Source organism: Micromonospora sp. NBRC 110009, from assembly GCF_030518795.1.
Lineage (GTDB): Bacteria > Actinomycetota > Actinomycetes > Mycobacteriales > Micromonosporaceae > Micromonospora.
In genome coordinates this window covers 5,959,413-5,977,104 of sequence record NZ_CP130427.1, presented here as the reverse complement: position 1 = coordinate 5,977,104, position 17,692 = coordinate 5,959,413, and the positions used below count along the sequence as shown (strand labels likewise).

Sequence of the window (17,692 nt, the reverse complement as noted above, 5' to 3'; positions counted from 1 at the left end):
GCTCAGCGGGGGACCGGGGCGGCGACCGGGTGCAGCCAGCAGGCGACGTCCCGGTCCGGGTCGGCGGCGCCCAGTGCCGGCACCTCCTTGTCGCACGGGTCGAACGCCTTCGGACAGCGCGGGTGGAACGCGCAGCCCTCCGGCATGGCCCGCAGGTCCGGCGGGGAGCCCGGGATGCCGGTCAGCTCGCGGCGCGGCCCGCGCAGCGCCGGGAAGGAGTGCAGCAACCCCTCGGTGTACGGGTGCAGGGCCCGCCGGTACAGCTGCGCGGCCGGCGCCTCCTCGACGATCCGCCCGCCGTACATGATGGCGATCCGGTCGGAGAACTCGACCAGCAGCGACAGGTCGTGGGTGATGAACAGCACCGCGAAGCCGAGGCGCTGCCGCAGCTCGGCGAGCTGCCCGAGGATCTGCCGCTGCATCACCACGTCCAGCGCGGTGGTCGGCTCGTCCATGATGACCACCTGCGGCTCCAGCGCCAGCGCCATCGCGATCATCACGCGCTGCCGCATGCCGCCGGAGAGCTGGTGCGGGTAGCTGTCCAGCCGGTCGGCGGAGATGCCGACCAGGCGCAGCAGCTCCTTCGCCCGGGCCAGCCGGCCGGCCGGTGTGCTCTTCGGCTCGTGCGCCTTGATCACGTCGAGCAGCTGGGTGGAGACGCGGTGCACCGGGTTGAGCGAGTTCATCGCGCCCTGGAACACGATCGAGGTCTCCGCCCAGCGGAACTGCCGCAGCTTCGCGGGCGTCAGGGCCAGCACGTCGACCGACGGGCCGTCGGCCGGGTGGTAGATCACCTGACCGCCGCTGACCACGCCGGGCGGCGGCAGCAGCCGGGTCAGCCCGTACGCCAGGGTGGACTTGCCGCTGCCGCTCTCGCCGGCCAGCCCGAGCACCTCGCCGCGGTGCAGGGTCAGGTCGACGTCGCGCACGGCGTGCACCGCCTGGTCGCCGAGGCCGTAGTCGACCCGCAGTCCGCGGATCTCCAGGACCGGGTCGCTCATCGCGTGACTTCCTCTCGACTCGCGGCGTGCCGCGGTGCCGGCACGGCCGCGGACGGCGCCAGAACGGGGGTGAAGCCCACCCGCATCCGCACGCTGCGCCCGTCTGCGGTGCGGATCCGGGCCCGGCCACCGCTGCGCAGCCGGGGGCTGACGAACTCGTCGATGCCGAAGTTGATCAGCGCGAGGGCGGTGCCCAGCAGGGCGATGGCCAGCCCGGCGGGGACGAACCACCACCAGGCACCCTGCGCGAGGGCCTGCTGGCCCTGCGCCCAGAACAGGATGGTGCCCCAGTTCCACGACGAGATCGACGAGATGCCGATGAAGGCCAGGGTGATCTCCGACATGACGGCGAAGATGACGGTGCCGACGAAGCCGGACGCGATGATCGCCGTGAGGTTGGGCAGGATCTCGAACAGGATGATGCGCCCGGTCCGCTCGCCGGTGGCCCGGGCCGCCTCGACGTAGTCGCGGCGGCGCAGCGACAGCGTCTGCGCGCGCAGCACGCGTGCGCCCCACGCCCAGGACGTGAGCCCGATGATGAGCGCGACCAGCGTGTCGCTGGCCTGCTCGACGATCGACGTCACGATGATGATCAGCGGCAGCGCGGGGATGACCAGGAACACGTTGGACAGGGCCGACAGCCCTTCGTCGGCCGCCCCACCGAGGTAGCCGGCCGTCACGCCGATGAGGATGGACAGGATCGTCGCCAGCACCCCGGCGGTCAGGCCCACGACCATGACGCTGCGGGCGCCGACCAGGATCTGGCTGAAGATGTCCTGACCGAGGTGGGTGGTGCCGAACCAGTGCTGCGCCGAGGGCGCCTGGAGGACGTCGCCGCTGCGGGCGTCCGGATCGTACGGGGCGACCCACGGCCCGATGACCGCGAAGAGGACGTAGACGGCCAGGATGACCAGGCCGGTCGCGGCCTTGGCGTTGGCCACGAACCGGAACCGGCGCCGCTTCGCCCGGCCCGGCGCGGCCGACGGCTGGGCCATCGCCCCCTGGCCGGGGATGACCTGCTCGATGCTCGACGGTGAGATTGTCATCGCTCAGCTCTTTCGGGTCCGCGGGTCGAGGAGCAGGTACGCGACGTCGGCCAGCAGGTTCGCCACCAGCACGGAGATCGTGATGATCAGGAAGATCCCCTGCATCAGCGGGTAGTCCTTGTAGCCGACCGCCTGGAAGAGCTGGTATCCGAGGCCCGGGTAGGAGAAGACGATCTCCACGAGCAGCGTGCCGCCGACGATGAACCCGAGCGACAGGGCGAAACCCGAGACGTTGGGCAGCAGCGCGTTGCGGGCGGCGTAGCTCAGGGCCACCCGGCGCTCCGGCAGGCCCTTCGCGTGGGCGACCGTGATGTAGTCCTCCGAGGAGACGGTGACCATCATGTTGCGCATGCTGAGGATCCAGCCGCTCATCGAGGAGACCAGGATGGTGGCGGCGGGCAGGACGCTGTGCTGGATCGCGCTCGGGATGAAGTACTGGTCGAGCGCGGGCACCAGGCCCGGCTCGTAGCCGCCGGACGACGGGAAGAAGCTTCCCGGCCCGGTGAACACGGCGATCGCGACGAGACCCAGCCAGAAGTACGGGATCGAGGACAGGAACGTCGTGGCCGGCAGCAGCCCGTCGATCCACGAGCCGCGCCGCCAGCCGGCGCCGACGCCGAGCGCGGTGCCGAGGAAGAAGCTGATGATTGTGGTGATGCCGACCAGGCCGACCGTCCACGGCAGGCTGTCGCCGATCACCGTCGACACCGGCGTCGGGAAGAAGGTGAACGACAGCCCGAGGTCGCCGTGGAGGAGCTGGCGCCAGTAGTCGAGGTACTGCTGCCAGACGTTCTCGTTCTTGTCCAGACCGAACAGCACGCGCAGCGACTGGATGGCGTCGGCGCTGATCCGGCCCTGGTTGCGCGAGATGAGGGACTGGACCGGGTCGCCCGGGACCAGCCGCGGGATGAAGAAGTTGAGCGTGATCGCGGCCCACGCGGTGAACAGGTAGAAGGCCGTGCGCTGCAGGAGGAATCTCATCGTGCCTCACCCAGGGTCGCGGTGCCGTCCGGCTCGACCAGCGCCGGCGGTGGCGGTTCGGTCGGGTCGGCGTCGGGAGCGGCGGAGCCGGGGGCGTCGGCGGCGACGGTGGCCGGGTCGTAGAGCCAGCACGCCGCCCAGTGGCCGGGCCGGTCACCGATGGTCAGCCGGGGCGGCAGGTCCGTGGTGCAGCGCGGCATGGCGTCCGGGCACCGCGGGTGGAACCGGCAGCCCGTGGGCGGGCTGATCAGGCTCGGCGGCTCGCCGTGACCACGGTCCTGCCCGGCGGTCTCGCCGGCGCCACCGTCGCCGGTGATGCGGTCGGGGTCCGGTGCCGACTCGATGAGCAGCCGGGTGTACGGGTGGGCCGGGTGCTGGGTGACGATCTCGCTGTCGCCGCCCTCGACCATGCGGCCGGCGTACATGACGATCGTCTCGTCGGCGAAGTAGCGGGCCGAGGCGATGTCGTGGGTGATGTAGAGGATGGCGAGGTTGAGCCGGTCCTTGAGGTCCTGGAGCAGGTTGAGCACGCCGAGGCGGATCGAGACGTCGAGCATGGAGACCGGCTCGTCGGCGAGGAGCACCTCCGGGTCGGCGCCGAGCGCCCGGGCGATGGCGACGCGCTGCCGCTGGCCGCCGGAGAGCTCGTGCGGGAACACGTCGAGGAAGCGCTCGGGCGGGGTGAGGCGGACCCGGGTGAGCAGATCGGCGAGGGCCCGGTCCAGGTCCTCGGCGGTCCGCCCCGCGTTCCCGTGGATCCGCAGCGATCGGGTGAGGTGGTAGCGCACCGTGTGCACCGGGTTCAAGGACGCGAACGGGTCCTGGAGGATCAGCTGGATCCGCCGCACGTACGCGCGGAACGCCCGGCCGCCGTGCACCCTGGTCGACCTGCCGTGCAGGCGGATGTCGCCGGCGGTGCGGGGGTAGATCTGGGCCAGCAGACGGGCCACCGTGGACTTGCCGGAGCCGGATTCCCCGACCAGCGCGGTCACCTGGCCGCGACGCAGCGCGAACGATACGTCGTCGACGGCGTGCACGATTGCCGGCGTCCGGGAGAAGAGGTCACGCAGCCGTCTGCGGACGGGGAAGTGCTTGGTCAGGCCGACCGCCTCCAGCACCACCTCGTCGCCCGGCGCCGCCGCGCTCTCGCTCAACGTCATGCCGAGTTCCTGTCTGGGGTTGCCGTGTCATGAAGTGGGTTCCGCCTCCCCGGTCGGCCGCGGCCGACCGGGGAGGCGGGGCCGGGGGTCAGCTACCGGCGGGCTTGAGGTGCAGGACCACGTCCAGCGCGTTGGGCTGGGTGGGCTGCAGGGCGCCGTACGGGTTCGAGTCGTCCGGCCAGCCGGTCCAGTTCTTCGTGCTGTACGCGCCACCGATGTTGTCCGCGCCTACCGGGATCATCGGCATCTGGTCGACGAAGACCTTCTGCAGGGTGTTCATCGCGGTGGTGCGGGCGGCCTCGTCAGTCGCGTTCGCGTAGGCGACCAGGGCGTCGGTCGCCTCCTTGTTGTTGAAGCGGCCGAAGTTGCCGGCGGGGGAGGCGGTGCCGATCGGCTTCAGCTGCCGGCCGTCCATCACGGTCCGGTAGATGTCGTACGGCGTGGCGCCGCCCTCGGTCCAGCGGAAGGTCGCCTCGAAGTTGCCCTGCTCGACGTTGCGGAACCAGGCGTCCTGGTTGGCCTTGTCGACCGTCGCGGCGATGCCGATCTTCGACAGGCCGTCCTTCACGATCTCGAGGCTGGTCTGGTAGTCCGACCAGCCGGCCGGGTCGGTCAGCTTGACCGTGACCGCCTTGCCGGTCTTGTCCTTGAGGGTGTTGCCGTCGAGCTTGTAGCCGGCGCCGGTGAGCAGCGCCTTGGCGCCCTCGACGTCGACCTTGTGCTCCTGGCCCTTGAACTCCGGGGCGACGAACGCGTCACCGGCCGGGCTGGGCAGACCGGTCACGCTCTTCACCAGCGGGTGGAAGTAGCCGGCCTCGGCCGTGGTGAAGATGTCCTCGCGGTCGATGACCATGTTCATCGCGCGGCGCAGCGTCGGGTCGTCGAACGGCTTCTTCGTGGTGTTGAGGTAGAGGCCGTGGATGCCGAGCACCGGGGGTGCCCACACCTTGTGGTGGGCCTGGTCCTTGGCGACGAAGACGGCCTGGTAGTTGGGGATGAAGACGAAGCTCCACTCCGACTCGCCGTTGGCCAGGGCGGTGGTCTGCGCGCTGTTGTCCGTGTAGGACGTGAAGCGCAACTCCTTGACCTTCGGCAGGTCCTGCCAGTAGCCCTTGTCCCGCACCGTCAGGGTCGTCGTGGCCGGGGTGAACGACTTCAGCGTGTACGGGCCGCTGCCCACCGGCTGCTTCACCGGGTCGGTCGTCGGGTCGCTGATCTTCTCCCACAGGTGCTTGGGCACGATCGGCACCCGCCACAGCACCTTCTGCTGGTTGACGAACTGCGGGCTGGCCATCTTGATGGTGACCTCGTTGCCGCTGGCGGTCGCGTCCGTGTAGGGCACACCCTGGTCGTTGAGCGCCGGGTACTTCTTGACCAGGTTGTAGGTGAACGCGACGTCCTCGGCGGTGACCTTCTGGCCGTCCGACCAGGTGGCGTTGTCACGGATGGTGACCTTGACGGAGGTGTAGTCGGGCGACCACTCGGCCTTGGTGGCCAGCCACGGCTTGAACGGGTCGGCCGGCTTGACCGGGTTCCACATCATCAGCGGCTCGAAGATCTGCCAGCGGTAGCCCAGGGAGGCCGCGGCGGACGTGGTGAGGAACGGGTTGTTGTTCTCGGCCTGTGGACCGTTCGGCATGCCGACGTTCAGGACGGTGGCCGCCTGCCCGTTCTTCTTGTTGGCGTTCGGGCTGTCGCCACACGCCGCGAGGGCGGTGGCCATCGCGCCGGCCAACGCGACGGCGAGGAGTTGCCTTCTTCTCATGGAGGTCTCCCTCAGTGGTCCCGCATTCCTCGAGCGGGATGTGGTGGATGGAGGGTGTGCGGTGTTACCACCGGCGGGCGCGCTGCCCGCCGGTGTGGGTGGTGGATACGGCGGTGGAGGGTCAGGTGGCGCGGGTCGAGGCGCGGACGGTGAAGCTGGTGGGGATGACGGTCGGGGTGTCGGGCAGCGGCGTGCCGGCAAGGTGGGCGATGAGGGTGCGGGCGGCGGCCGCCCCCATCTCCCGCAACGGCTGGCGTACCGAGCTCAGCGGCGGGTGGGTGTGCCCGGCGAGGGGCAGGTCGTCGAAGCCGACCACCGCCACGTCGTCCGGGACGCGCCGGCCGGCGTCGCGCAGCGCCTGGAGCGCGCCGGCGGCGGAGAGGTCGTTGTGGGCGAAGACGGCGTCGAACGTCACGCCGTCGGCGAGCAGGCGTTCCACCGCGACCCGCCCGCACTCGAAGGTGAAGTCGCCCTCCACGACGAGGGCGGGCTCGATGGGCACGCCGGCGTCGGCGTAGCCGCCCGCGAAGCCGGCGAGCCGCTCCCGGGTGCAGCCGAAGCGGCTCAGGCCCGTGACCACCAGCGGCCGCTTGCGCCCGAGCGCCAGCAGGTGCGCCGCGGCGGCCCGGGCGCCGGACTCGTTCGTGGTCCGGACCGACGGGAAGCCGGGCTGGTGCCCGCGGTCGTCGATGAGGATGACCGGCAGGCCCTGCTCGTGCAGTTCGGTGATGTAGTCGAGGGTGCCCTCCGGCTCGACCACGAGCAGGCCGTCGAAGGACTTGGCGGAGACCTGGGAGGCGAACCGTCGCATCGACTCGTCGCCCTGGGTGCAGGTGAACAGCAGCATCCCGTACCCCTCGGCCTCGACCACGTCGGCCGCGCCTTGCAGCACCTCGCCCATCCAGGGCCAGGTCAGGGCGGGGACGAGCATGCCGACCACCCGGGTGCGCCCGCGGGCCAGGCCGACCGCGCGGGCGCTGGGCACGTATCCGAGGTCGCTGATCACCGCGCGGACCCGGTCGGCGGTACGCACGTGCACCTCGCCCTTGCCGTTGAGCACCCGGGAGACCGTCGTCTTGCTCACCCCGGCCCGGGTGGCGACGTCGGCGATGGTGATCGGCACGTGACGCTCCCGGGTCGCAGGGGTGAGGGGGATGTTTCGGAACCGGTTGCGGAAGCGGTTCCGTCGCAGTCAACCGAAGTGGCGGCGGCCACGTCAATAACGGGCCGGTAACGAAACATGGCTAAGTTCAAAACCTTAAAAAAGTGACCGGCGGGGGCCGGTTACGGGCGCCGGACAGCCCGCCGGCCGTCGCGGATCAGGCGGCTCGGGGCGCTCCACCGCGGCGCGCCGCCGCGGGACGGCGGACCGCTCGGGAGGTGCAGTACACGTCGCCCGAGTTCGCCTCGTGCGGCAGCGCGGTCAGGTACGCGGCCACCTGCGCCGCCGGCAGCCATCGCGGCAGGGCAAGCGCCATCTCGTCGCCGAGCCCGACGTTGAACCCGGTGAAGCCGAGCCCGGTGAGCCGGTCCAGGCAGCGCAGGGCCAGCTCCCGGGCGATGGTGGTGAACTCGAACGACAGCGCGGGCAGCGGGCGGCTCAGCCCGGCCAGCACGGCGTCCTCGAAGCCCTCCACATCGATCTTCACGAAGTCGGGGACCCCGTGCGCGGCGATGAGCGCGTCCATCGTGGTGCCGCCGACCTCGACCTGGGCGTCCCAGCGCTCGTGCGCCCAGCCGGCCGCCCCGGCCGCCGCCGCGATGAACCCCGGGGAGACCGTGGCGATCGTGGGGTTGGCGGAGTTGAGGTGCAGCCGGACGGGGTCGGCGCGGTGGCCGCAGGCCGCCTCGACCACGGTCACCTCCGGGTCCTCGGCGTAGAGCGTGCGCAGGGCCCGGGCGCACAGCGGCTGCGGCTCCACGGCCACCACCCGGGCACCGAGGCGGCGGAAGCTGCCGAGCCGGTCCCCGACGTGCGCGCCGACGTCGAAGACCAGGTCGCCGGGGTGGACGAGGTCGGCGTAGAAGGCGTCCATCGCGGCGTCGCGGGCCGGGTCGCCGTAGTACGTCTCCAGCGAGCGGCGCAGGCCCGACATGGCCGGATCCGCCTTGAGCGCCTCGATCACCCCGTGCTGATCGCCCACGGCTCCGACGCTAGTGGCGCCCGGACGATCGCGAGCCTGGTTCGCGTCCATCCGCCTTCGGGCGGCGGAACCCAGCCTCCTAGGACGCCGGAGAGGTGGTGACCTGGCCGACCGGCGGGCACGCCGGGCCCCGCCGGGCGTGCGGCAGGAGGGAACGGGTATCCGGCCGCCGCCACGAGTCGACGGGACGGCGGGTGCCGGTGGAGACGACCGAGTTGCGGGTGCCGGGCGTCGGCGGATCGAGCCCGGAGGGAATCCTCGACCGGCCGATCGTGACCCGGGTGGCCGGCGACCGGAACGCCGGTTTCTACCGTCCGACGGCGGGCCACGGCGAGCCGAGAGGGCCGGGCGGGCTCATCGAGGCGTACGGCTGGGGCGACCTGACCGGCGGCCGGACGACCCGCATCCTCTCCCTGGTGCTGCTGCTGCCGTTCATGCTGAGCAACATCGCCATCTGGATGCTGCCGCCGGCATCGGCCGGGTCGGTCGCGGTCGCCCGGGCGATCTGCCGGCTGCTGGCCGCCACGCTGACCGCGATGTACGTGCTGGCGGTCGTCGGCGTGGCGGTCGACCTGGTCGCCTGGCAGTGTGCCGGCTACCAGCACTGCGCCGCGGAGCGCCGGACGATCTCCTGGTTGGCCGGCCTGCAGCCCGGGCAGCGGATCGCGCTGTCCGCCCTGGTGCCGATCGCCGCCGTGGCGCTCATCCGGTGGCTCGGGGCGCGATCGTGGCGGCTGCCCGAGGACGCCGCGGCGACCGAGGTGCCGGGCGGCTGTGGCGCGCTGCGCCTCGACGACCACGACTTCTGGGACAACCGGGCCCTTCTCCGCCGGCTGCGGGCGTTGCACGGGACGGTCGCGCTCGGCATCATCGATGTCGTCCTGCTGGGGGCGGTCGCCCCGCACGACAATGGGAGCGCCGGCTACGGCCTGCTCGGCCTGGCCGCCATCGTCCTGCTGGCCGCGGCGGCGCTGCTCTGCCGCCCCGCCCGGCCCGGCCACCCCCGGGACCGCCTGCTCGGCGCGGCCGTCCAGGCGGTGCACGGGGTCATGCTGGTGCTCACCGCGCTGACGGTCGGGTACGCCGCCCTGCCCCGATCGCGGTGGACTCCGGCGACCGAGTTGCCCGGCTACGACTCGCTGGTCGCCTCGCTCTACGTGAGTCAGGCGGCCCTGATGCTGCTCCTCGCCGCGGTGGTCCTGTGGCAGCGCGGCCGGACGCGAACCCCGGCCTACCTGGACGGGCTGGGTGCCCCGGTCGCCGCCGCCTTCGCCGTCGGACTCGGGGTGGCCTACTCGTCCGCCGTGCTCTACGCGGCCTCGTACTACCTCGACCGGAACCTCAATCCGACCCCGCGCCGGCTGCTGCCCGGCAACGTGCCGCCGCTGTTGCCGCCGGTGGCCTACCGATGGGCCGCGATGGGCTTCTTCGTGGCGCTGCTGGCGACCGGTCTCGCCGCCGTCCTGCGCGGCCGGTTGACGCTGGGTCGACGGCACCGGGCGGCGATGGAGATCCTGCGCCGCGACTTTCCCGACGCTCCGGCGGAACAGCAGCCCCGGGTCCGCGCGGTACGCGAGGCCATCGCCCGGGCGAAGCTGACCGAGTGGAGTTGGCCGCTGCCCGCCGCGTACGCCGTGATCTTCGTGCTGATCCTCGGCTCCGCCGGGCTCTCCCTCGCCAGCATCGGGCCGCGGGACCTCGGCCTGCGCATCGGCGGTGAGTCGCTGGCCCGGTCGGCGGTGTTCCTCAGCCATCTCGGCACCAACCTGACGGTGCTCTTCGCCGCCGCGATGGCGTTCGCCGGCGTGTCGCACCGGTCGAAGGCGGTCCGCATCGTGGGGGTGGTGTGGGAGCTGGCGACCTTCTGGCCCCGCACCACCCACCCGCTCGCTCCGCCCTGCTACACGGAACGGGTGGTGCCGGAGCTGACCCGCCGGGTCCGGTACCTGACCCGTCACCACGGCGCCGTGGTGCTGTCCGGGCACAGCCACGGCGCGCTGCTGGTGGCCGCGGCGGTGCTGCAACTGGAGCCCGCCTGCCTCGACCGGGTCGCGCTGCTGACCAGTGCCAATCCGTTGCGCCGCCTCTACAGCATGGTCTTCCCCGCGTATCTGGGTCCGGCGACCCTGCGCGACATCGGCGACCGGCTGGGGTGGCGCTGGCGGAACCTGTGGCGGGACACCGACCCGGTCGGTGGTTGGGTCTTCTCCCCGGCACCGGCACCGGCACCGGCCCCGGCGGCGATGGGCGGTCCGACGGGCGCCGACCCGGCGGCCGGGGTGGATCTGCGGCTGCGGGATCCGTGCGGCCTGCTGACCCCGTCGGCGGACACCGTGCCGCCGGTGGTTCGCGGCCACGGCTTCGACCCGAACGAGGCGGAGTACCGGCGCGCGGTGGCCGATCTCGTCGCCCGACTGCACCGCCGCTGATCTGTTGCACATCGACGGTCCTCCCCGATATGCGGATGAACCCTGCCGCATCTGAGGAGGTCCCATGTCGATCAACCGACTACTCGCCGGCGCCGCCGTGGCCACGGCACTCGTGGCCGGCACCGCCACGCCCGCGCAGGCGGCCGTCAACGACCCGTTGTCCGCCAAGCAGTGGGGGCTGCGGCAGATCCACGCCGACCAGGCCTGGACGACCAGCACCGGAGCCGGTGTGGTGATCGCGGTGGTGGACACCGGCGTCGACCTCAGCCATCCGGACCTGAGCGGCAAGCTCGTGCCCGGTGCCACCTTCGTCGACTGCGGCCCGACCTCCTGCGGCAACGGCGACTGGCGGGGCCCCGACGGCACCGCCGACGCCGGCGACGAGCACGGCACCCACGTCGCGGGCATCGCGGCGGCGGCCACCGGCAACGGCGTCGGGGTCGCGGGCGTCGCCCCGGACGCGAAGATCATGCCGATCAAGGTGCTGGAGGCGGGCAGCGGCAGCTTCGCCGACATCGCCGCCGGCATCCGCTACGCGGCGGACCACGGCGCCAAGGTGGTCAACCTCAGCCTCGGGGCGCAGCCGGGCTCGCAGGCCCTCACCCTCACCGGGCTGGAGGCCGACGTCACCGCGGCGATCGCCTACGCGCAGACGAAGGGCGTCGCCGTCATCGCCGCCGCCGGCAACGAGACCGCCCCGCTCTGCGACACCCCGGCCTGGGAGGCGGGGGCGCTCTGCGTCACCGCCACCGACCGCAACGAGGTGAAGGCCTGGTATTCCAACCTGGGCGTGAAGACCGACCTGAAGGCGGTCGCCGCGCCCGGGGGCGCCGGCCTCGTCAACTGCGACGACGACGTGTGGTCCAGCGTCCCCGTGGGCACCGGCTCCGCCGGCTGCGGGCAGGCAAACTATGACGCGTACGCCGGAACGTCGATGGCGACCCCCGCCGTGTCGGGCGTCGCCGCCCTGCTCGTCGCCCAGGGACGCAGCCTCGACAACGTGTACGCGGTGCTGATGTCCACCGCCCGCACCCCCGTCGTCGGTCTGCGCGGCGTCTACTCGCCGCTGTACGGCTGGGGCATCGTCGACGCCCAGGCCGCCGTGGCCGCGCCGCGCGTCTGACCTGGACGGCCGACGGGCCCGGTGCGGATGCCGGGCTCGCCGGCCGTCGGACGGCCGCGCCGAGGTCTTCCCGGCGGCGTCCTGGTCATCGACTCGGTGACCCGCCGGGCGGCCGCCGTTCGCCTACGGTTCGGACGGGGTCCGGTCGACCGTGGGTTCCGGGCTCGGCATCGGGTGGTCGGCCGGGCGCGCCCCGGCCCGCCGCCGCCAGGGGGCCGCCAGGAGCAGGACGGCCAGCACGACGGCGGCGCCGGCGCCGAGCGCGGTCCGCAGCGGTGCCGCGGAAGGCTCCGCGGCGTGGCCGTGGCGCTCGCCCGGGGCTGCGGCGACCGGGCGGTCCCGCTTCTTCTCGTCGGGGGTGACCAGGCGGCCGACGGAGGCGTCGGGGGAGAGGGCGAAGCCCCAGTCGAGCAGGGCCGCCGCCTCGCCCAGGCTGCCCAGCGGCGCGGTCTCCGCGCCGAGCAGGGTCACGGCCAGCCGCCGGCCGTTGCGTTCAGCCACCCCCACGTACGTCTGTCGGGCCAGGTCGGTGAAGCCCGTCTTGCCGCCCAGCGTGCCGGGGTAGTGGTCCAGCAGGGTGTTGTCGTGGGTCAGGGAGAGGCCCGGCGTGCCCGACCCGGCCGGTATCTCCGCCGCCCGGGTGGCGATGTACCGCCGGAAGTCCGGGCGGGCGTACGTGGCGCGTGCGATCAGCGCCAGGTCGTACGCGCTGGTGTACTGGCCGGGGCCGTCCAGACCGGAGGGTGTCGCCGCGTGGGTCTGGTTCGCGCCCAGCCGGTGCGCCTCGTCGTTCATCGCCCGCACGCCGCCCTGCCGCCCGGCGGCGCCGCCGCCGACGCGGGCCAGCACGTTGGCCGCGTCGTTTCCGGACCTGAGGAGGAGCCCGAGCCACAGGCTCTCGATCGAGTAGCGGCCGCCCTCGGCCACCCCCATCACCGAGCTGGCCGGGTCGAGGTCGTGCAGGTCCGCCCGGGTCACCTCGACGGTCTGGGTCGGGTCGAGGCGGGGCATCAGGGCGGCGGCCAGCAGCATCTTCTGCACGCTGGCCGGCGTGCGACGCTCGTGTGGGCCGCACCCACCCAGCACCGCGCCACTGTCCAGGTCGGCCACCAGCCACGAGGTGGCGGTCACCGCGGGCGCCGTCGGCGCGCCGGCGGGAATGGACAGTCCCGCCGTCGCCAGCGCCGCGCCCCCGACGGCCAGGTCGGCGGGGCTGACCGGTGGCGGCGACGGGGCGGCGGGCGGGGCCACGGGCGGCTTCACGGCCGGACACGGCACGTACGGCACGGCGGCCGCGGTCGACGACCCGGCCGCCACGGCGGGCGTGGTGAGAACGGCGCTGAGCGCCACGGCGGCAATGCGAATGACGGTCACGTGAAAGCACCGTAATCGCCGACCGGGCGCGCCCGGGCCGGTTGCCGAAATTGGTCCCGGAACGGCGGCAATTCCGCGGGGCGGAGGGGCCGCGCTCGTTGTGCCGTTTCGTGGGCTGCGTCCCGATGGGGTCGTACCGCGATCCGGTCGTTGTCGGCGAACCGGCGCAGAGCGGCCCGGCCGGTCCTGATCCGGATCCGCGGGAGGGTGGACGGCGGCCGGGTCGACAGTGCCACAAGGGGAAACGCCGGGCAGCCGGGCCGCGACGGGATGGGTGGGCAGTGCCTCGCTCTTACTGCCGGAACGGCCGCGAAACAGAGGTTCCCGGCCCGTTTCCGGCAACGGGGAGAGCGCGGGAATTGCTTGCCGTCGGCCGTTTTCGACGACTCCGGAGAAATCGCGCCGCGATGGGCCCCGCCGCCGCGAGAATGTGGCGGAGGAAAAGCCACGAACGGGGGGAGCAATATGGAGCTGAGGCGGCGATTGAGGCTGCTGTCGGTGACCATCGCGGCCACACCGTTGGTCCTCGCCGGGTGCACGGCCGACCACCTGCCGGGTGCCCGGCAGGCGAAGGCGGCCCCGCCGCAGCTGACGGTGACGCCGGGCGACCGGGCGCGGGACGTGCCGATCAGCGCCGAGGTGGGGACCGTCGTCAAGGGCGGGAAGGTCACCTCGGTGCGGTTGACCGACGACAAGGGCACCCAGGTGCCGGCCGAGCCGCGGGAGGACGGGTCGAGCTGGGTGCCGACCCGTCCGTTGCGGAATTCGCGGACGTACACGGCGGAGGTGACGGCGACCGGTGCGGGCGGGCGGACGACCACGCAGCGGACGACGTTCACCACGACGGCCACGTCGAGCAAGCCGGCGGTCACCAGCGTCCTGAATGTCACCGGCGACCAGACGTACGGGACGGCGCTGCCGGTGGTGGTCACCTTCGACCCGGGCATTCCCAAGGCGGCCCGGGCGGACGTGCAGCGCCGGTTGTTCGTGCGGACGGATCCGCCGCAGCCGGGCACCTGGTCCTGGCTGGGCGACGGCACTCAGGTCGAATACCGGGCGCCCGACTTCTGGACGCCCGGCACGAAGATCAGCGTGCGGAGCGCCCTGGAGGGGCTGCCGATCGGCAAGGACGCCATCGGCGACGCCGACCGTTCCGCCACCGCCAAGGTCGGCCAGCAGGTCTCGCTCGACATCGACAACGCCACCAAGCAGATGTCCGTCTACCGGGGCGGCAAGCTGTTGCGGAAGGTCCCGGTGAGCCTCGGCAAGCCGAGCACGCCGACCTCCAGCGGCAACATGGTGATCATGGAGAAGTTCGACTACACCACGTTCGACACCCGGGGCGACCCGATGGGCGGCTACGTGGTGGACGTCGAGGACGCCCAGCGGCTCACCAACGGTGGCGAGTTCATCCACGCCGCGCCGTGGTCGGAGGGGGACCAGGGCAGCACCAACGTCTCGCACGGCTGCACCAACGTGTCCTCCACCAACGCCGACTGGCTGATGGGGATCACGCACGTCGGTGACCTGGTGACGGTCAAGGGCACCGAGGTGACGCTGGACGCGGGCAACGGCTGGACCGCCTGGAACGTCAGCTGGGACGAGTTCGCCAAGGGCAGCGCGCTGCCCGTACCGGCCGGCCTGAAGCCCACTGTCGGTGCCACGCCGCATCCGGGCGTGGTGGCCGGCGGCTCGGCGCCCGCCCCCGCCCGCTCCGGCGCCGGGGGCTGATCCGGAAGTCCTCGACCGGCGGTGTGCCGGGCGGTGGTGGGTCCCGAACGGACCTGGCCCAGCATCGCCCCGCGCGCCGGCCCATCGCCGCCGCCTCCCGCCCAGTTCCGGTTTCCGGGCGGGTGGCGGCGCGCGGGCTGGTATGCCTGTGGGGTGTCGGAGCAACCGAACGACGAGCGGTCCGCGGCCGTCGACAGCGGGCCAGCGGCCGGCGGGGCGGCTGGCCTGGCGTTGCTGCTGGGCGCGTTGGGTGTGGTGTACGGCGACATCGGCACCAGCCCGCTGTACGCGCTGAAGACCGTCTTCACCCTCGACCGCGGCCTGGTCCCGGACGCCCCGGACGTGTTCGGCGTGATCTCGCTCGTCTTCTGGTCGATCACGCTGATCGTGTCGATCAAATACGTCAGCTTCATCCTGCGGGCCGACAACGACGGGGAGGGCGGGGTGATGGCGCTGGCCGCACTCGCCCGACGGGCGCTGGGCGAGGCCGGCGCCCGGCGGGGCGGCACCGTGTTGGCGCTCGGGGCGCTGGGCGCCGCCCTGTTCTACGGCGACAGCGTGATCACCCCGGCGATCTCGGTGCTGTCGGCGGTGGAGGGTCTGGAGGTCACCTCCCCGGGGTGGGCGGTGGTGGTGCTGCCGGTCTCGGCGGTGATCCTCACCCTGCTGTTTGTCATCCAGCGCTGGGGCACCGGACGGGTCGGTGCCGTGTTCGGGCCGATCATGCTGGTCTGGTTCGCCTGCTTGGGCGTGGTCGGCGCGGCCGAGGTGTTCCGTCACCCGAGCGTCCTGGCCGGGCTGTCACCGACGTACGCGGTCCTGTTCGTCGTGGACCACCCGGTCATCGCGTTCGTCGCGATGGGCGCCGTGGTGCTGGCGATCACCGGCGCCGAGGCGCTCTACGCCGACATGGGCCACTTCGGCCGCGCCCCGATCCGCCGGGCCTGGTTCGCGATCGTGTTTCCCGCGTTGACGCTCAACTACCTGGGTCAGGGCGCGCTGATCCTCCGGGCACCGGAGAGCCGGGATAACCCGTTCTTCCTTCTCGTTCCGGAGTGGGCGCGGCTACCGATGGTCGTGCTGGCCACCGTGGCCACCGTGATCGCGTCCCAGGCGGTGATCTCCGGGGCGTTCTCGGTGTCCCGGGAGGCCATGCGGTTGGGCTTCCTGCCGCACCTGCGTATCCGGCAGACCTCCCTCCGCGAGTACGGGCAGATCTACGCGCCCGGGGTGAACTGGAGCCTGTTCGCGGCCGTCATGCTGGTGACGTTCGCGTTCGGCTCGTCCACGAACCTCGCTGCCGCCTACGGGGTGGCGGTCACCGGCACCTTCCTGATCACCACGACCCTGTTCCTGGTCGTCGCGCGGGCGCTGTGGCACTGGTCCACCCGGCGGGTGGTGCTGTTCGGGGTCGTCTTCGGCAGCCTCGAGCTGGTCTTCTTCACCGCGAACCTGGCCAAGGTCAGCCACGGTGGCTGGTTGACCCTGCTCATCGCGATCGTCGTGTTCACCGTCCTGCTGACGTGGCGGCGCGGGGCCGAGCTGGTCACGCCACGACGGACCGAGCTGGAAGGTCCGCTGGCGGAGTTCATCGACAAGCTGCACGCCATGAACATCCCGTTGGTGCCGGGCACCGCCGTCTTCCCCCATCCGAACAAGGAGACGACTCCGCTGGCCCTGCGCGCCAACGTCGCGCACAACCACATCCGGCACGAGCGAATCGTGATCATCTCCGGCCAGACCGCGAACGTCCCGCACATCCCGTGGGATCAGCGGCTGACCATCGACGACCTCGGCGACCCGAACGACGGCATCATCCACATCACCGCCGTCTTCGGCTTCCAGGACCTCACCGACTTCCCCGAGGTGCTGCGCCGCGTCGCCACCGACCCCCTGGCCGCCGGGGTGGCCCACGACGAGGTCTCCTACTTCGTCTCGCGGATCACCCTGCGGTGCACCCGTCGCCCCGGCATGGCCACCTGGCGCAAGCGGCTGTTCATCGGCCTCGCCCACAACGCCGCCAGTCAGGCCGAGTTCCTGCGCCTGCCCGAGGAACGCACCATCGTCCTCAGCGCCGAGGTCCCCGTCTGAGCCCGCCCGCTCAGCCGCGCACGGTGGTCCGGCGTCGGGCGGTCGGGACCACCAGGGGAGTTCCGGTCTCCGGATCCGGGACGACCCGGCAGGGCAGGCGGAACACCTCCTCGACCAGCTCGGCGGTGAGGATCCGGCGCGGGTCGCCCGACGCGACCACCCGCCCGTCGCGCATCGCCACCAGGTGGGTGGCGTACCGGGCCGCCTGGTGCAGGTCGTGCAGCACCGCCGCGAGGGTGCGGCCCTGCTCCTCGTGCAGCCGGGCGCAGAGGTCCAGCACCTCCACCTGGTGGGCGATGTCCAGGTAGGTGGTCGGTTCGTCGAGCAGCAGCAGCGGGGTCTGCTGGGCGAGGGCCATGGCGATCCACACCCGCTGCCGCTGCCCGCCGGAGAGCTCGTCGAACGGCCGGTCGGCCAGCTCCGCCACCCCGGTGTCGGTCATCGCCTCGGCGACCACCCGCTCGTCCTCGCGGGACCACTGCCGCAGCAGGCCCTGGTGCGGGTAGCGACCGCGGGCGACCAGCTCGGCGACGATGAGGCCGTCCGGGGCGACGGCGGACTGGGGCAGCAGCCCCAGCGTACGGGCGACCTGGCGGCTCGGCCGGCGGTGGATGTCCGCGCCGTCGAGCAGCACCGTGCCGCGGGTGGGCCGCAGCAGCCGGGCCAGGGCCCGCAGCAGGGTCGACTTGCCGCAGGCGTTCGGCCCGATGATCACGGTGAACGAGCCGTCCGGGACGGCCACCGTGAGGTCCTCGGCGACGGTGCGCCGGTCGTACGCGAGGGTCAACGCCTCGCCGACCAGCCGGGCGGTGTCGGGTGCCATGGGAGGTGCTCCTGTCGTGGACGG

General features: G+C 72.5%; 13 protein-coding genes. 4 read left to right on the top strand and 9 right to left on the bottom strand.

All coding sequences use genetic code 11. From position 1 onward, the window contains the following. Window positions 1-2: 2 nt before the first annotated feature. The 7 genes from Q2K19_RS28285 to Q2K19_RS28255 all read right to left on the bottom strand — a co-directional run bounded on the left by Q2K19_RS28285 (window position 3) and on the right by Q2K19_RS28255 (window position 8,049). Window positions 3-1,001: an ABC transporter ATP-binding protein gene (locus tag Q2K19_RS28285; RefSeq protein ID WP_302765161.1), complete on the bottom strand. Its 999-nt coding sequence runs from the start codon at window positions 999-1,001 to the stop codon at window positions 3-5. Continuing rightward, window positions 998-2,047 carry an ABC transporter permease gene (locus tag Q2K19_RS28280; RefSeq protein ID WP_302765160.1) on the bottom strand — a complete coding sequence of 350 codons (1,050 nt, stop codon included), beginning with the start codon at window positions 2,045-2,047 and terminating at the stop codon, window positions 998-1,000. Before Q2K19_RS28280 ends, Q2K19_RS28285 begins: the two co-directional genes overlap by 4 nt. Window positions 2,048-2,050: 3 nt before the next feature. Further along, window positions 2,051-3,028 (bottom strand): ABC transporter permease, encoded by a 978-nt coding sequence (locus Q2K19_RS28275; RefSeq protein WP_302765159.1) that lies wholly within the window; start codon window positions 3,026-3,028, stop codon window positions 2,051-2,053. Further along, window positions 3,025-4,188: an ABC transporter ATP-binding protein gene (locus Q2K19_RS28270; RefSeq protein ID WP_302765158.1), complete on the bottom strand. Its 1,164-nt coding sequence runs from the start codon at window positions 4,186-4,188 to the stop codon at window positions 3,025-3,027. Before Q2K19_RS28270 ends, Q2K19_RS28275 begins: the two co-directional genes overlap by 4 nt. Window positions 4,189-4,276: 88 nt before the next feature. Further along, on the bottom strand, window positions 4,277-5,953 hold the full coding sequence (locus Q2K19_RS28265; RefSeq protein WP_302765157.1) for an ABC transporter substrate-binding protein: 1,677 nt from the start codon (window positions 5,951-5,953) through the stop codon (window positions 4,277-4,279). Window positions 5,954-6,074: 121 nt separating this feature from the next. Then, window positions 6,075-7,076 (bottom strand): LacI family DNA-binding transcriptional regulator, encoded by a 1,002-nt coding sequence (locus tag Q2K19_RS28260; RefSeq protein WP_302765156.1) that lies wholly within the window; start codon window positions 7,074-7,076, stop codon window positions 6,075-6,077. A gap of 196 nt (window positions 7,077-7,272) precedes the next feature. Continuing rightward, the gene (locus Q2K19_RS28255; protein WP_302772808.1) at window positions 7,273-8,049 is read right to left on the bottom strand and encodes an FkbM family methyltransferase; all 777 of its coding nucleotides are present in this window, start codon (window positions 8,047-8,049) and stop codon (window positions 7,273-7,275) included. Between the two features lie 146 nt (window positions 8,050-8,195). Here Q2K19_RS28255 and Q2K19_RS28250 point away from each other — a divergent pair, with 146 nt between their 5' ends. Then, window positions 8,196-10,526, top strand: coding sequence for a hypothetical protein (locus Q2K19_RS28250; protein WP_302765155.1), 2,331 nt, complete (start codon window positions 8,196-8,198; stop codon window positions 10,524-10,526). 64 nt (window positions 10,527-10,590) lie between these two features. Next, complete coding sequence (locus Q2K19_RS28245) at window positions 10,591-11,649, top strand: S8 family serine peptidase (RefSeq protein WP_302765154.1); 1,059 nt, start codon at window positions 10,591-10,593, stop codon at window positions 11,647-11,649. A gap of 123 nt (window positions 11,650-11,772) precedes the next feature. On the opposite strand, the gene Q2K19_RS28240 is transcribed toward Q2K19_RS28245, so the two are convergent. Continuing rightward, window positions 11,773-13,023, bottom strand: a complete 1,251-nt coding sequence (locus tag Q2K19_RS28240; RefSeq protein ID WP_302765153.1) for a D-alanyl-D-alanine carboxypeptidase family protein — start codon at window positions 13,021-13,023, stop codon at window positions 11,773-11,775. 465 nt (window positions 13,024-13,488) lie between these two features. Between Q2K19_RS28240 and Q2K19_RS28235 the strand changes: the two genes are divergently transcribed. Together Q2K19_RS28235 and Q2K19_RS28230 are read left to right on the top strand one after the other, a co-directional pair. After that, the gene (locus tag Q2K19_RS28235; RefSeq protein WP_302765152.1) at window positions 13,489-14,754 is read left to right on the top strand and encodes a L,D-transpeptidase; all 1,266 of its coding nucleotides are present in this window, start codon (window positions 13,489-13,491) and stop codon (window positions 14,752-14,754) included. A 153-nt stretch (window positions 14,755-14,907) separates the two neighbouring features. Further along, the gene (locus Q2K19_RS28230) at window positions 14,908-16,845 is read left to right on the top strand and encodes a potassium transporter Kup (RefSeq protein WP_302765151.1); all 1,938 of its coding nucleotides are present in this window, start codon (window positions 14,908-14,910) and stop codon (window positions 16,843-16,845) included. Between the two features lie 10 nt (window positions 16,846-16,855). Here the strand turns inward: Q2K19_RS28230 and Q2K19_RS28225 are convergent, their stop codons facing one another. Continuing rightward, a complete protein-coding gene (locus tag Q2K19_RS28225) occupies window positions 16,856-17,668 on the bottom strand; it encodes an ABC transporter ATP-binding protein (RefSeq protein ID WP_302765150.1) in 813 nt (270 codons plus the stop codon). Window positions 17,669-17,692: the final 24 nt, after the last annotated feature.

Excerpts from the sequence above, each read along its gene's own strand:
- Q2K19_RS28275 (WP_302765159.1), bottom strand. The coding sequence starts at position 3,028 with ATGAGATTCCTCCTGCAGCGCACGGCCTTCTACCTGTTCACCGCGTGG.
- Q2K19_RS28280 (WP_302765160.1), bottom strand. The coding sequence starts at position 2,047 with ATGACAATCTCACCGTCGAGCATCGAGCAGGTCATCCCCGGCCAGGGG.
- Q2K19_RS28265 (WP_302765157.1), bottom strand. The coding sequence starts at position 5,953 with ATGAGAAGAAGGCAACTCCTCGCCGTCGCGTTGGCCGGCGCGATGGCC.
- Q2K19_RS28255 (WP_302772808.1), bottom strand. The coding sequence starts at position 8,049 with ATGTCGGGCCTGCGCCGCTCGCTGGAGACGTACTACGGCGACCCGGCC.
- Q2K19_RS28270 (WP_302765158.1), bottom strand. The coding sequence starts at position 4,188 with ATGACGTTGAGCGAGAGCGCGGCGGCGCCGGGCGACGAGGTGGTGCTG.
- Q2K19_RS28245 (WP_302765154.1), top strand. The coding sequence starts at position 10,591 with ATGTCGATCAACCGACTACTCGCCGGCGCCGCCGTGGCCACGGCACTC.
- Q2K19_RS28235 (WP_302765152.1), top strand. The coding sequence starts at position 13,489 with ATGGAGCTGAGGCGGCGATTGAGGCTGCTGTCGGTGACCATCGCGGCC.
- Q2K19_RS28285 (WP_302765161.1), bottom strand. The coding sequence starts at position 1,001 with ATGAGCGACCCGGTCCTGGAGATCCGCGGACTGCGGGTCGACTACGGC.
- Q2K19_RS28225 (WP_302765150.1), bottom strand. The coding sequence starts at position 17,668 with ATGGCACCCGACACCGCCCGGCTGGTCGGCGAGGCGTTGACCCTCGCG.